Source organism: Kribbella jiaozuonensis (genome assembly GCF_005233875.1).
GTDB lineage: Bacteria > Actinomycetota > Actinomycetes > Propionibacteriales > Kribbellaceae > Kribbella > Kribbella jiaozuonensis.
The window spans coordinates 1,278,067-1,291,308 of sequence record NZ_SZPZ01000002.1; the positions used below are offsets into that span (position 1 = coordinate 1,278,067).

Below are 13,242 nucleotides of genomic sequence, written 5' to 3' on the forward strand. Positions count from 1 at the left end.
TCCGCCCGGGGTGAGGTTTGCCGACCAGGCCGGAGGGAGGGTACGGGTAGCCGGGAGGAGGGGCCATGAAGGACTATCCGTTGATCGCGAACCACGGCCTGATCGGGGACCTGCAGACGGCGGCGCTCGTCAGTACGGACGGGTCGGTCGACTGGTTCTGTACGCCGCGGTTCGACTCGCCGAGTGTCTTCGGGGCGTTGCTGGACCACGAGCGAGGCGGTCACTTCCGGATTCGCCCGGCGGGCGGCACGGTCGACACCAAGCAGCTCTACTTCCCGGGTACGGCGATCCTCATCACCAGGTTCATGACCGAGGCGGGCGTCGGTGAGGTGATCGACTTCATGCCGACGACGAGCAGCACGACCGCGACCGACAATCATCGGATCGTGCGGCTGCTTCGCTGCGTTCGCGGCCGGGCGACGTTCGAGCTCGACATCGCGCCGCGGTTCGACTACGGCCGCAAGGCTCATCAGTGGCACATGACCGAACACGGCGGTGTCTGTACCAGCGGCGGCTCGACGTTGACCTTCCACGTCGTACGGGAGCCGAACGACGTCCACCTGGTGCAGCCGCGCGTGGACGACGCCGGCGACGTACAGGTCTCGTTCACCCTCGAGGCCGGGCAACTGCGCGGCCTGATGCTCGAGACCGCGGCCGACGGGCCGCCACGAGAGGTCCGGGTCGCCGAGGCGCAGCAAATGCTCGACGAGACAGCCAAGTTCTGGCGGACCTGGCTGACTCAGTCGACGTACACGGGTCGCTGGCGCGAGATGCTCGAACGCTCGGCGATCACGCTGAAGCTGATGACCTACGCGCCGAGCGGCGGCCTGGTGGCGGCGCCTACGGCCGCGTTGCCGGAGCAGATCGGCGGTGAGCGGAACTGGGACTACCGCTACACCTGGATCCGCGACGCGTCGTTCTCCATCCATGCGCTGCTTCGGCTGGGATTCACCGAGGAGGCGACCGCGTTCGCAGGCTGGATGCGGGATCGCCTGCAGGAGAAGGCGGGCGGTGCCAGTGGTCCGCTGAACATCATGTACCGCGTGGACGGCTCCTCCGATCTCACCGAAGAGCAACTGGACCACTGGGAGGGCTACCGCGGTTCCCGGCCGGTACACATCGGCAACGGCGCCGCCGGTCAACTCCAGCTGGACATCTACGGCGAAGCGCTCGACAGCCTGTACCTCGGCGACCAGCGCGGCCTCACCGTCGGCCACCCGGGCTGGGTCGCGGTCAGGGACCTGCTCGACTGGCTCATCGACAACTGGGACCAACCCGAGGAAGGAATCTGGGAGACGAGGGGCGGCCGGAAGGACTTCACCTACGGCCGGGTGATGTGCTGGACCGCGTTCGACCGGGCGATCCGGCTCGCGACCAAGCGATCGCGGCCGGCGCCGCTGGACCGCTGGGTCCAGGCCCGCGACGCGATCTACGACCAGGTGATGGCGCGCGGATGGGACCCGGAACGCGGTGCCTTCGTGCAGCAGTACGGCAGCAAGGTGCTCGACTCGTCCTTGTTGCGCATGCCGACGGTCGACTTCGTCGCGCCCGAAGACCCGCTGTGGCTCTCGACGTTGCGGGCGATGGACTCCGAGTTGGTCACCGACAGCCTGGTGTACCGCTACAACCCCGAGGCGTCACCGGACGGCCTCCGCGGGTCCGAGGGCACCTTCTCGCTGTGCACGTTCATGTACGTCGACGCGCTCGCCAAGGCCGGCCGAATCGAAGAGGCCCGGCTCACGTTCGAGAAGATGCTCACCTACGCCAACCACCTGGGCCTGTACTCCGAGGAGATCGCCCTGAGCGGCGAGCAGATCGGCAACTTCCCGCAGGCCTTCACCCATCTCGCGCTGATCGACGCGGCCATGACCCTGGACGCCCAGCTCGACCGGCGGGGTTCATCCCTGCGGGGTGAGGCGCGGCTGCGCTGACGCGGGCCAGCATGCAGGCACGATCCGCCGCGGATTCCGGCGGCGGCCGGTGCGAGAGGAGACGTCACGATGGCTGCGAAGGCTCACGGGACGACGATGGCCGGCTTCGTCGTGTTCGCCGGCACGATGCTGATGGTGATCGCCTTGATCAACATCTTCGAGGGATTGCTCGCCATCTTCTCCGACGAGGAGTTGGTGCTGACGCGGAACAACCTGATCGTCGTGGACGTGACCGGCTGGGGCTGGACGCTGGTGATCTCCGGGCTGATCCTGTTCGCCGTCGGCGCCGGCCTGCTGCTGATGCAGACCTGGGCCAGGATCGTGGGCATCGTGGTGGTCGGCCTGCACCTCGTCTCGCAGATCGCGTGGCTCGGTGCGTACCCGGTCTGGTCGCTGCTGATGATCGCGCTCGACGTCGCCGTACTGTTCGCGCTCACGGTCAAGTGGTCCGACGTACGCGGACGGATCGGCGGGGATCGAGGCACCACCGCCGACCGCGAGCGGGCCCGGGTGGCAGCAGCCGAGCAACGCATGCCACCCCTGGTGTGAAGTGCTGAACCGCACCCCAGCCGAAGGCCCGCAGCCTGCGAGGTCCTACTCGCGCATCAGCATCAGCGCGGCTTCGCGTTCCAGGTCCAGGTAGGGCTCGCCGCTGACGTCGACGGCGACGCGGTTGATCGTGCCGCCGGTGAAATGGTGTGGTGACTCGCCCGGGTAGTCGTCGGTGATCGGTTCACCGTTCTGCCGGCCGACGTACAGGCTCGAACCGGCGATGGCGAAGGCTCCGAGCTGGGTCTTGATCTGGCCCTCGCCGACCTTCTCCTCGCCGTGGTAGAGCGAGAGCGTCCCGGTCGCACAGTCGGGATGCATACCTTCCTTCTCGAACGACGCCGACAGGATCAGGTTCTCGCCCGTCGGGACGTCCTTCGAACCGACGACCTGCTGCTCCACCGCGCCGACGAAGCTGTTCACGTAGTGCAGCCGGTTGTCCTTCACGTACAGCGCATGGCCGCCGAACCTGGCACCCATCGCGAACAGCACACCTTCGGCTCCCGGTGCCGGGATGTCGACGGCCGCGCCGATGGTGAAGGAGCGGTTGCGGGTGTTGACCGCCTGCCATTCCGGGACCGGGGCGGTGTCCGGGTAGTACGTGTACCGGTCCGTCGAAGCGCTCAGCTGGGGTCGTGGGGTGCCGAGGATCTCCAGCGGTGAGCGATCGTCGAGCGGGAAGGCGTCGTTCGCGCCGGCCTCCGCGAACCAGATGTTCACCAGCTCGCGAAGCTTGTCCGGCTGCTCGGCCGCGAGGTTGTGAACCTCTGACCGGTCGACGTCGACGTGGTACAGCTCCCACTCGTCGGCGTTGAAATGCGCCCAGCCCGATACGGTCGGGTGGGTGGTGACGGCCTTCCAGCCCTCGTGGTAGATCGACCGGGATCCGAGCATCGAGTAGAACTGCGTACGGCGACCGGAGTCGGCGGACGCGTCGTCGACGCTGCCGCGCATGCTGATCCCGTCGAACGCGCTCTGCGTGTGGCCCTTGATCGTCTCGGGCGCCTCGACGCCGAGTACGTCGAGGATCGTCGGGACGATATCGATCGCGTGGTGGTACTGGTGCCGGAGCTCGCCCCGAGCGCGAGCCCCTTTCGGCCACGAGATGATGCACGGGTCCGCCGTACCGCCGTTGAACTCGTATCGCTTCCACATCTTGAACGGCGTGTTGAACGCCATCGCCCAGCCGTTGGGGTAGTGGTTGTACGTCCTCGTACCGCCCAGCTCGTCGAGCTTGGCGAGGTTCTCCGCGAGGTCGTCCTCGATCCCGTTGGCGAACTTCATCTCGTTGACCGAGCCGTTCGGGCCGCCCTCGCCGCTGGCGCCGTTGTCCGAGACGACCACGACCATGGTGTTGTCGAGTTGATCGGTCCGCTCCAGGTACGCGAGCAGCCGGCCGATGTTGTGGTCGGCGTGCGCGAGGAATCCGGCGTACACCTCGGCCATCCGGGCGAACAGCCGCCGCTCGTCGGCGTTCAGCGTGTCCCACGGACGGGTCGAGTCCAGCGTCGGGAACGGCAGGTGGTCCGGGCCGGTGCGTGTCTCGGACGTGCCGATCGGGTTCACAGGGGGCAGCTCGGTGTCCTCCGGGACGAGCCCGAGCTTCTTCTGTCGTGCGAGGGTCTCCTCGCGCATCGCTTCGTACCCCTGGTCGAAGTGGCCGGCGAACTTGTCGATCCACTCCTTCGGCGCCTGGTGCGGCGCATGGCAGGCGCCGGGCGCGTAGTACAGCAGGAACGGCTTGTCCGGAGCGATCGCCTTGGCGTCCTTGATGAACTCGATCGCCTTGTCGGTGATGTCGTCGGTCAGGTGGTAGCCCTCGGCGGGGGAGCGCGGCTGGTCGACCGGGTGGTTGTCGTAGACGAGGTCCGGGTACCACTGGTTCGTCTCGGCGCCGAGGAATCCGTACCAGCGCTGGAATCCTCGACCGGTCGGCCAGTTACGCCGGGTCGATGCGAGGTTCATCTCGTCGGTCGGGCACAGGTGCCACTTGCCGACCATGTACGTGTTCCAGCCGCGCTCGCCGAGGATCTCCGGCAGCATCCCGTTCTCCGGCGGGATCGTGCCGCTCGCGTTCGGGAATCCGATCGCGGCCTCGGTGATGCACGCCATGCTGTTGCGGGTGTGGTTGCGGCCGGTCAGCAGCGCCGAGCGGGTCGGCGAGCACAACGCGGTCGTGTGCCACTGGGTGAAACGCACGCCGCGTCCGGCGATCGCGTCGATGGTCGGCGTCTGGATCGGGCCGCCGTAGCAGCTCATCGCCGAGAACCCGACGTCGTCGAGGACGATGTAGACGACGTTCGGCGCACCCTCGGGTGCCTTCGCGGGCTCGAACGGCGTCCAGTCCGGTTCGGAATCGCGGATGTCGACGTTGATCTTCCCCCGGAACGGCACAGGCATGGTCTTCCCCTCCTCGTTGGTTCCTGTCAGCCTCGTCCGGCCCCGAACCCGAGTCGCCATCCGCGCGGGATGAACCGCGCAGATCATCCCGGCTGTGGGATGCCTCGCGGCCGGAGGCGACCCAGGATTGTCCGCATGAGCCGGGAGCGGCAGCCGTCGTCCGACTACGCGGGCGCGATCTACGGATCGCTGTTGGCGGCGTCGGTCGTCGCGGGCACCGGGCCCGGGCAAGAACCTCCACACCCCGCCCAGCTGACCATTCTGCTGCTCGCGACCGGAGTGGTGTTCTGGCTGTCCCATGTCTATGCCCATCTGGTCGGGGAGCGCTCGGCACGTGCGCTGGTTTCGGCGCACGCGTTCCGCGCCGCGGCCCGGCGGGACTGGCCGATCGTGCAGGCCGCCGTACCCCCCGCAGCGGCGGTCGCCATCGGTGCGGCCGTCGGGATGTCGGACGCGGGCGCGGCCTGGCTGGCGCTCGCCGTCGCCGTCGGGTCCCAGGTCGGATGGGCGTCGTACGTCGCCGCCGTCGGGGGAGCGACGAGGGGACGCCTGGTCATCGTCGCCGCCGTCAACCTCGTCCTCGGCCTGCTGATCGTGCTGCTCAAGGCGGCGTTGACGCACTGAGCCCCGTACGTCGTCCGCCAGGGGTGACGCGCCGCCGGTTCGAGCGGTCCTACTGTCGACGAACAGTCGACGACCGTCGAGGACCCAGCAGGAGGGGGACGCAGATGTCCCACAACCGCGGTGTCGAGCCCCAGGCCGAATCGGGCTGGGCGATGAGCGGAGTCGCCTTCGCCGCGACGATGCTGCTGATGATCGGCGCCTTCCAGGTGATCGCCGGTTTCGCCGCGATCCTGAACGACGACTACTTCGTGCTCGTCAGGGGCTATGCGTTCGATCTGGACATCACCACGTGGGGCTGGATCCACCTGGTCCTCGGCATCGCGCTCATCGTGGCCGGCATCGGCCTGTTCTCGAGAGCGGTGTGGGCGGGCGTGACGGCCCTCTTCCTGGCCGTACTGAGCGCGATCGACAACTTCTTCTTCATCCCGTACCAGCCGTTCTGGGCGATCCTGCTGATCGCTCTCGACGTCTGGGTCATCTGGGCACTGACCCGGCCGCGCGCACTTCGTAGCTAGTGCCGGAAAGCGACACTCGACCGAGGGGTGTCAGGATGGCCGACCACACTGCCGGGCCCTGGTTCCGGCGGTTGGAGGAGACGTTCGTGGGCCGGTGTGCCGCCTCGTTCGTGGAACTGCGCGGCATCGACCGGGCGATGGTCATCGCCTCGCAGGCACTGACGGCGCTCGTGCCGCTGGTTCTCGTGGTCTCCACGCTCGCTCCGGCGGACCGTCGTGACGTCGTCGCCCAGGGATTCATCCGGCGGTTCGAGCTGAAGGGCAACGCCGCCGAGGCAGTCAGAGAGGTCTTCGCGCGGCCGGTCGGCGCGTCGAGTGTCGGGGTGCTGAGCCTGGTGATCCTGGTCTTCTCCGGGGTGTCACTGGCCCGCCGGCTGCAGCGGCTGTATCAGGACGCCTGGCGGCTCGGGCCTGTCGCCGGCGTACGCGGTGCGCTGACGACGTTTGCCGGTCTGGCCGCCGTGGTCCTGCAGATCGCATTGCTCGCCTTGGCCCGGTCTGCGCTGAGCGCGCTCCCGATGGACTGGTTGTTCAGCGTGATCGCCTCGATCCTGACCGGTGTCCTGCTCTGGGTCTGCGTGCCGTGGCTGTTGCTCGACGGCCGGCTGCCGTGGCGACGCCTGGTGCCGTCAGGAGTACTGGCGAGCGTCGGCGGCGCCGCGTACACCGCCGTGTCCACCATCTACATGCCCCGGATGATGGAGACCAACAGCGAGCGGTACGGCCTCTTCGGCGTCACGCTCGCCCTGGTCGGCTGGTTGCTGGCCGTCTCACTTCTCCTGGTCGTGGCGACCGTGGTCGGTGCCGAGTTCGATCGCAGCGACGGCTGGTTCGCCCGCCGGGTCCGTTCGTGGCTCGGAACGGATCCTGAGCCCCGGACAGGAGTTTTCCTCCACCAAGGATGAGGTGGTCGCAGGCTGCCGGACGGAGCATGGTCGCGTGGTTACTTCAGAGCAGTCCGATATCCCGTCGGACGCGCCGCCGCCGGATCCGGAAGCGATCCCGCTGTTCGATGCGGCCGTCGGCGCTTCCGTGCTGGCAGCGCTCGCCGCGCAGACGGTCGGGCGCCGGGTCGGCGGCGTTCTCAGTCCGGTCAGCCGGCGGGTCGGGGGAGTTCTCAGCCCGGTCGCCGTGGTGATCTTGCGGCCCCCGATGCTGGCGGAGCGGTACCAGGCAGCCACCTGGCTGGCAGGCCTCGCCCGGCACGGTGGCCGAGGACGTGCGGAGCTGGAGCGTCAACTGTCCGTCGTGCTGGACCGGATGGTTCCCGCGGTGGCGGCGGAGGTCGTGAAGCGACTCGATGTGGCCGGGATGGCCGAGGGGGTCATCGCCGAGGTCGATCTGGCCGAGATCATCCGGCAGTCCACCGGATCGGTTGCCTCCGACACCGTCCGCGGCGTACGCATGCAGGGCATCTCCGGCGATGAGGCCGTCGGCCGCGTCGTCGGCCGGTTGCGGGTCCGGCTGGGCCGGAAGGAGCCTGAGACGACTCCCGCGCAGCCGTGACAACGGACGAGCCCGTGTCGATCGTCCCGCGGGAGGCGCAGCCGTACCAGGGGCGTCGGGCGGGACTCATCACCCGGTCCGTTGCCGGAGTCATCGATGCGGTCGTGGTGGTGGTCGTTGTGCTGGCCGGCTATGTCGGCGTCAACGGGCTGATGTTCCTGCTCGATCCGCGCGGCTTCCAGTTCAGTGAGGCGTCGCCTGTGCCAGGCGTGGCGACCGCGTCGCTGGTCGCCGTCGTCTACCTCTGCGTGGCGTGGTCGATGACAGGACGAACGTACGGCTGTCATGTCATGGGTCTGCGGGTGGTCGGCCGTCGTGGTGAACGGGTGCGGCCGCTCGTCGCGCTGCTGCGGGCGGTGTTCTACGTCGTGTTCCCGCTCGGACTGTTGTTGTGTGCGGGAGGCCGTCGGCACGCCTCTGTGCAGGACCTCGTGCTGCGTACGTCGGTGATCTACGACTGGTGACTAGGGCTCCGGGCGTGAGGGCAGCAGCCCGAGCTCCCAGGCACGCCGTACGGCCTCGTTCCGGCGGGATGCACTCAGCTTGCGCAGGATGCTCCGTACGTGGCTCCTGACGGTGTTGACGGAGACGTACATGGTGCTGGCGATCTCCTCGGTGGTGAGCAGCTCGGCGAGGTACTCCAGTACCTCGTGTTCCTTGCTGGTCAACGACGCGGTGACCAGCAGGTCCGGCGCCGGGACGCCCCACCGACCTGCGGCGCGGGTCCGACCGTCCGGCCCTGGTGCACTGAGCCACGGGTGCTGCCGCATCACATCGCCGGCCGGCTGGAGCAGCTTGCGGAGCGCCGGCGGTGCCTCGGCGAACGGGCGTCGTAGCCGCTCGGGGGCAGCCAGTCGGAGCGCACGCTCCAGGCAGCGCCCGCTGCGGCCGGTGTCGCCGGCACTGATCGACTCCGCGGCCTGGACGAGCCAGTTGTCCACCTGGGTCTCGAGCGGGACGATGCGATCCGTGACCGGAGTCAGGCGGGTGACCGGGCGCTCGCCGGCCTCGGCAGCAGCTCGGTGCAGGACCAGCAGCGATCCGGCCTGGTCGCGACCCTCGGACTCCTCGATCACCGTCGCGGCCTGCTCCGGCCGGTGCTGTGCCAGCAGCAGCTTCGCCTCGTCGACGACGAGGGCCTGCCCGAGCCAGTCGTCCTGTGCGCCGTAGCTGTTGCTCGCGGCCCGGAGTTCTGCGGCGGCGAGGTCGATGTCGCCATCGGCACGCAACAGCCTGGCCCGAACCAGAGCGAGCGCGGCAACGACAACCCGTGAGTCGTGGGTGGGTGCGGCCTCCGCGGCGCGCTGCACGAGGTCCTCGGCGCCCGGTCGGTCGCCCTGGTCGGTGTGCACCCAGGCCTGGGCGACGATCGCTGATTGGGGCAGGTACGGCGCCTCCCGGCCGGCCGCCGCGGTGGCCTCGGCAGCCACCTCAACAGCTCGGCGTAGATGCCCCCAGATTGCTTCCACGAGCGCGGCCATCCCGAGGAACTCGGCGAGAGCCTCATGGTCACCGGCATCCGCGGCGATGGCTGCGCCTTCGGTGAGCGTCGCCAGGGCCGCTGCGAAGTCCCCGCGCTGGAGTAGCACGCGTCCCTTGCAACCGGCGACCAGCAGTCTCGGACCCGGGTGCTCGGCGGCTGATTCCGGCGATCCCGCTCTCAGTTCCGCCTCCGCGCTGAGGACCGCGCTCAACGATGCCTCGACATCCTCGCCGAGGCTCGTGCAGATCGCCTGCAGCACGCCGACCGCAGACCCGACCGCGTGCCGTCCACCGGGAAGCTGCCGGACCAGCTGATCGCGGACCGCGCCGAGTTCCGCCGTACAGCGGCCGACATCGAACGCGACCAGCGCACGGGCAGCTCTGACGACCGCGGCCTCGGGGCTGTCCACCTCGTCGGGGAGACCGGCGAACAACGCCGACAGCTGCCTCCGCCGGCACCCGACGAGTAGTTCGGCGAAAGAGAGATCGCCCAGCAAATACTGCGCTGCCTGCGACCAGTCACCGGCCGCGATGGCATGGTGGATCGCTTCCAGCGGCAGGCCGTTCTGCGCGAACCACGCGGCCGCCGTACGGTGCAGGGCCGGGGCGACTGTGGGCCGCTCGAACAACAGCTGGGCGCGGAGGAACTCGCGGAACAGCGGCTGGTAGCCGTAGCCGTCCGCGGTCCCTGGAACGGGCTGGATGAACGAGTTTCCCTGGGAAAGGAACTGCAGCGATCGAAGGTCGCAGACGCGCCCGGTGAGCGCCTCGGCCAGTGCGGGCCGGACCTCGTCGACGATGCAGGTCCGGAGCAGGAATTCACGCAGTTGTGCCGGCTGTGCGTCGAGAACCTCGGTCATCAGGTACGCCGCGACGTTGCCGGAATCTCCGCGGAAGTCCCGGATGACCTGCTCGGGGTCGGTCTTGTCGGCCAGGTTCATGGCCGCGAACATCAACCCGGCTGGCCACCCGCCGGTGCGGTCCCGGAGTTCGGCGACCTGCGCCTCCGAAAGCTCGAGGCTGTGCCGACGCATCAGCGCCGCGGCCTCGTCCGTCGTGAAAGCCAGCTCGGCCGCCCGGATCTCGACCACGGACCCGGCCAACCGGTAGAGGTGCAGGGGGAGCGGCGGGTCGGACCGCGTCACCAGGACGATGTGGATGCGGCCGGCGTTGTCGCGGAGGAGGCGATGCAGGCTCTGTCCGAACTCGGGGGTGATCGTGACGTCACCGCAGTCGACCACGAGAACCAGTACTTCGTGGTCGCGGCCGTACACGCTGTCGGGCAGGGATCGCAGCACGGCCGATGGTTGCTGGCCGTCCGCATCCAGCGTGACGTGCCTGACCGCGGCCGAACCCGGGTAGAGCGCTGCCCACGAATCCAGCAGCATCGTCTTGCCGAAGCCTGCCGGCGCGCTGACCAAGGTCAGCGGCCGCTGAACCCCTCGGCTCACCCGCTCGACAAGACGCGGCCGACGGACCGTACCGGGCGGAACACCCGAGGTCCTTGCGATCGATCTGAGCGGGCCCTCGAATGGTGCGTCCGGTGAAATGCTGCGTTCGTTCCTCACCCCTGCGCTCGGCATGTCCCCTCCTCGCGACGTGCGACATCACGCAACGCTGGTGGGGCGGTGCGCGGCGAGTCGCACCATTCGACGGAATCACGGAATTTCCTTTAAAACCAGCGTTTTCCGTCCGATTGCCGAACTTTCCGAAACGGTGCGGTGTTGATTCGCGACCGCGCCGGACAGTTCACCCCGCAGGGATGAAGCCGCGGCGTCCGGCCTTTGCAAGCGTCGAATGCAGACGTTGGGGAACGAGGTGGGTTCGATGGGCGACGCGACGTACGAGATCCGCGTGGCGGGCGCCGTACCCGACCAGGATCTCCTTGATATGGGGGCGGTGCCGCTGGCGGTCGACCAGGTGAACACGGTCGTCTACAGCATCCCCGACCAGTCCGCGCTGTACGGACTGCTGGCCAGATTACGGGCCCTAGGCATCGAAGTGGTCGAGGTACGCCGGATCCTCGACTCGGTAGCGGAATCGGCATCGGCAGCGGAATCGGCAGAACGGATCGACGACGATCCGGGCAGGGGAGACGATGAACGCAGGTGAGCACCGGTACCCGTCGTACCAGGTCGTCGTTCAGGGGGAGTTGAGGTCGGCCGTGCTCGCCTTCTGCGCGGGTCCGGCGGCCAGGTGCACAACCTCCGGGACCTTCCGGATGCGGGTCCACGACGACCGCGGAATCGCCGATCTGGTCGCAATGCTCGGCGCCGCCGGCCTGACGATCCTCAGTATTCGTCAGCTCACTGCCAGGGACGACATCGTCTCCTTGACCCTGGCCGTCTAGGCGGGTGCGCTGGGCGGGTCGCCGCCGGCCGTGACCGGCGGACGCCCGATGAATTCGATCAGGGCGACGACGAACAGGACCACTACGGCGGTGACGACCACGACGGTGACGGTCGGCCGGGACCACAGCGTCAGCACGAGCGCGCCGCCGACCACGCTGGCGATCAGCAGCAGACGCTTGTGGGCGAAGGTCCATCCGCCGACCCGCCCGGTGTTCAGCCCGGCGGCCTCGGCGCGGCCGCGCAGCGACCCGATGCCGCCGGCGAGCTTCGCACGCGCTTGTACTGCGGCGTTGGACGGACCGGTGAAATAGGCAGCGAGCGCAACGATGAGCGCGAGGACGCCGACCGCGCGCAGGCCGTACCGCAGGAACCGGACGATCGTGTCGAAGACGACGCCGCCGGCATCCCTCGACAGCACTTCGGACGGCAGGGCGTTCAGGTAGAAGACGCGCGCGAGGGTCAGCGCGACGCCCAGGACCAGCATCGCGCCGGCGAACCCGAGCGAGCCCTTCAGGAGCGCACGGCGACGGTCCCGGGCGACGAACACGCCGCTGACGAGCAGGACCAGGGCGATGACCGGTAGCCAGGTTCCGAGCGTGTTGAGCAGCCGGTAGAGACCTTGGGCCTTGGTCACCCCGTCGGACTGCACGAGCACGATCGACTTGTTCACCACCGGGATCTTGTCGGCGAGACCGAAACCGCCGGCCACCATTCGCTGTTTGACCTCCGCGATGATCGGCGCCAGGTTGAGCGTGACGGTGTCGTTCTGCGCGCTGAGTGCGCCACCCTGGTTGCCGTCGAGCAGGTTGACCAATGATGCGTGCGCGGTCTCGTTCGCCTGCCTCCAGACAGCGGCGAACTGCGGGCTGGCGACCAGTTTGTCGACCTGGCTGCGGACGAAGTTCTCGATTCCGTTGACGAGCGGTCCGCTGAGGGCGTGGAGGTTGGCGGCGACCCGCGGCGGCACGCCCTGTTGCGCGACGGCATCCAGGGTCTCGGTCGCGATCGACTGGAAGTCGACCGCGTCGAGGATCGCGTTGCTGACCGCGTCGGAGATGGTCCGCTGAACCGCTGGATCGTCGGCCAGCGGCGCGACCGTCTCGAGGTACCGGTCGGTGTCGGAGACCTGTCTGCTCGCCCAGACGGCGGTGACAGACAAAGGCGCGAGCAGGCAGGCGAACGTGATCAGGAGCGCAGACACCACAGCGCGCCAACTGAACCGTCGGCGCGCCAGCTCGCCGGTCACCTGTTGCCGGCGAGCGGCCAGTTCCGTCTCGAGCTCACTCACCCGCTCGCGCAGGCGCCGTACCTCGTCGGGCTCGGTCATCGCGGGTTCCTCCCCGTCGCGGTTACCGCTCAGACCGCCAGCGCCTTGGCCTTCAGAGTGTCGAACTCGGACTGCGAGATGGTGCCCTTCTCGAGCAGCGCGCTCGCCTGGGCGATCTGGTCGGTCGGAGTAGCCGACGACCCCGCGACCTGTTTGATGTAGTCGTCCTGCTGCCGCTGGACGGCGGCCCGGCCGGCCAGGTTCCGCTCGGCCATACCCCTGCCGCGGACGATGACGTACACGAGCGCGGTGAGCACGGGGAAGAACACCAGCGCGATGAGCCAGACGGCCTTGGCCAGCCCCGAGGTTTCCGGGTCACGGAACAGGTCGGCCACGATCGAGAACAGCATCATCAGGTACGCGGTGAACGCGAACGCGATGATGATGAACCACACAACGTCCCAGAAACTCATTGCAGCGTCCTTTCTTCGAGCGCCAACCGCCTGTGACCAACGCTGGCCTCCGGCTAGCGCAGCGTCATCACCTCTACCGGATGATCTTCGGGAGGTCCGCGGGCGGGTTTAGAGTGAGTTCCTCGCTTGGATCTTGGGGCTGCC

13 protein-coding genes are annotated in these 13,242 nt (G+C 68.5%); 9 read left to right on the forward strand and 4 right to left on the reverse strand.

The window, feature by feature from the left end:
• Window positions 1–65: 65 nt before the first annotated feature.
• Together FDA38_RS17705 and FDA38_RS17710 are read left to right on the forward strand one after the other, a co-directional pair.
• Window positions 66–1,931 carry a glycoside hydrolase family 15 protein gene (locus FDA38_RS17705; RefSeq protein WP_137255107.1) on the forward strand — a complete coding sequence of 622 codons (1,866 nt, stop codon included), beginning with the start codon at window positions 66–68 and terminating at the stop codon, window positions 1,929–1,931.
• A gap of 69 nt (window positions 1,932–2,000) precedes the next feature.
• On the forward strand, window positions 2,001–2,480 hold the full coding sequence (locus FDA38_RS17710; protein WP_137255108.1) for a DUF7144 family membrane protein: 480 nt from the start codon (window positions 2,001–2,003) through the stop codon (window positions 2,478–2,480).
• Between the two features lie 45 nt (window positions 2,481–2,525).
• Here FDA38_RS17710 and FDA38_RS17715 read toward each other — a convergent pair whose 3' ends face one another.
• Window positions 2,526–4,880 (reverse strand): arylsulfatase, encoded by a 2,355-nt coding sequence (locus FDA38_RS17715; protein WP_137255109.1) that lies wholly within the window; start codon window positions 4,878–4,880, stop codon window positions 2,526–2,528.
• Window positions 4,881–5,015: 135 nt separating this feature from the next.
• Here FDA38_RS17715 and FDA38_RS17720 point away from each other — a divergent pair, with 135 nt between their 5' ends.
• The 5 genes from FDA38_RS17720 (at window position 5,016) to FDA38_RS17740 (ending at window position 7,989) form a co-directional block, all read left to right on the forward strand.
• Entirely contained in the window at window positions 5,016–5,504 is a 489-nt protein-coding gene (locus FDA38_RS17720; protein WP_137255110.1) for a hypothetical protein, read from the forward strand.
• A gap of 104 nt (window positions 5,505–5,608) precedes the next feature.
• Window positions 5,609–6,019, forward strand: a complete 411-nt coding sequence (locus FDA38_RS17725; protein WP_137255111.1) for a DUF7144 family membrane protein — start codon at window positions 5,609–5,611, stop codon at window positions 6,017–6,019.
• 35 nt (window positions 6,020–6,054) lie between these two features.
• A complete protein-coding gene (locus FDA38_RS17730; protein WP_137255112.1) occupies window positions 6,055–6,924 on the forward strand; it encodes a YhjD/YihY/BrkB family envelope integrity protein in 870 nt (289 codons plus the stop codon).
• 34 nt (window positions 6,925–6,958) lie between these two features.
• Window positions 6,959–7,525 carry a hypothetical protein gene (locus FDA38_RS17735; RefSeq protein ID WP_137255113.1) on the forward strand — a complete coding sequence of 189 codons (567 nt, stop codon included), beginning with the start codon at window positions 6,959–6,961 and terminating at the stop codon, window positions 7,523–7,525.
• Between the two features lie 14 nt (window positions 7,526–7,539).
• Complete coding sequence (locus FDA38_RS17740) at window positions 7,540–7,989, forward strand: RDD family protein (protein ID WP_202877710.1); 450 nt, start codon at window positions 7,540–7,542, stop codon at window positions 7,987–7,989.
• Here FDA38_RS17740 and FDA38_RS17745 read toward each other — a convergent pair whose 3' ends face one another.
• A complete protein-coding gene (locus FDA38_RS17745; RefSeq protein WP_170989767.1) occupies window positions 7,990–10,458 on the reverse strand; it encodes a helix-turn-helix transcriptional regulator in 2,469 nt (822 codons plus the stop codon). It abuts the gene before it with no gap.
• Between the two features lie 376 nt (window positions 10,459–10,834).
• On the opposite strand from FDA38_RS17745, the gene FDA38_RS17750 reads away from it, so the two are divergent.
• Window positions 10,835–11,119 carry a hypothetical protein gene (locus tag FDA38_RS17750; protein ID WP_137255115.1) on the forward strand — a complete coding sequence of 95 codons (285 nt, stop codon included), beginning with the start codon at window positions 10,835–10,837 and terminating at the stop codon, window positions 11,117–11,119.
• Complete coding sequence (locus FDA38_RS17755; RefSeq protein ID WP_137255116.1) at window positions 11,106–11,357, forward strand: hypothetical protein; 252 nt, start codon at window positions 11,106–11,108, stop codon at window positions 11,355–11,357. The genes FDA38_RS17750 and FDA38_RS17755 overlap by 14 nt, the downstream gene beginning before the upstream one ends.
• On the opposite strand, the gene FDA38_RS17760 is transcribed toward FDA38_RS17755, so the two are convergent.
• The gene (locus FDA38_RS17760; RefSeq protein ID WP_137255117.1) at window positions 11,354–12,685 is read right to left on the reverse strand and encodes a hypothetical protein; all 1,332 of its coding nucleotides are present in this window, start codon (window positions 12,683–12,685) and stop codon (window positions 11,354–11,356) included. The two genes, FDA38_RS17755 and FDA38_RS17760, sit on opposite strands and share 4 nt — an antisense overlap.
• A gap of 29 nt (window positions 12,686–12,714) precedes the next feature.
• Window positions 12,715–13,098 carry an SHOCT domain-containing protein gene (locus tag FDA38_RS17765; protein ID WP_137255118.1) on the reverse strand — a complete coding sequence of 128 codons (384 nt, stop codon included), beginning with the start codon at window positions 13,096–13,098 and terminating at the stop codon, window positions 12,715–12,717.
• Between the last annotated feature and the right edge of the window lie 144 nt (window positions 13,099–13,242).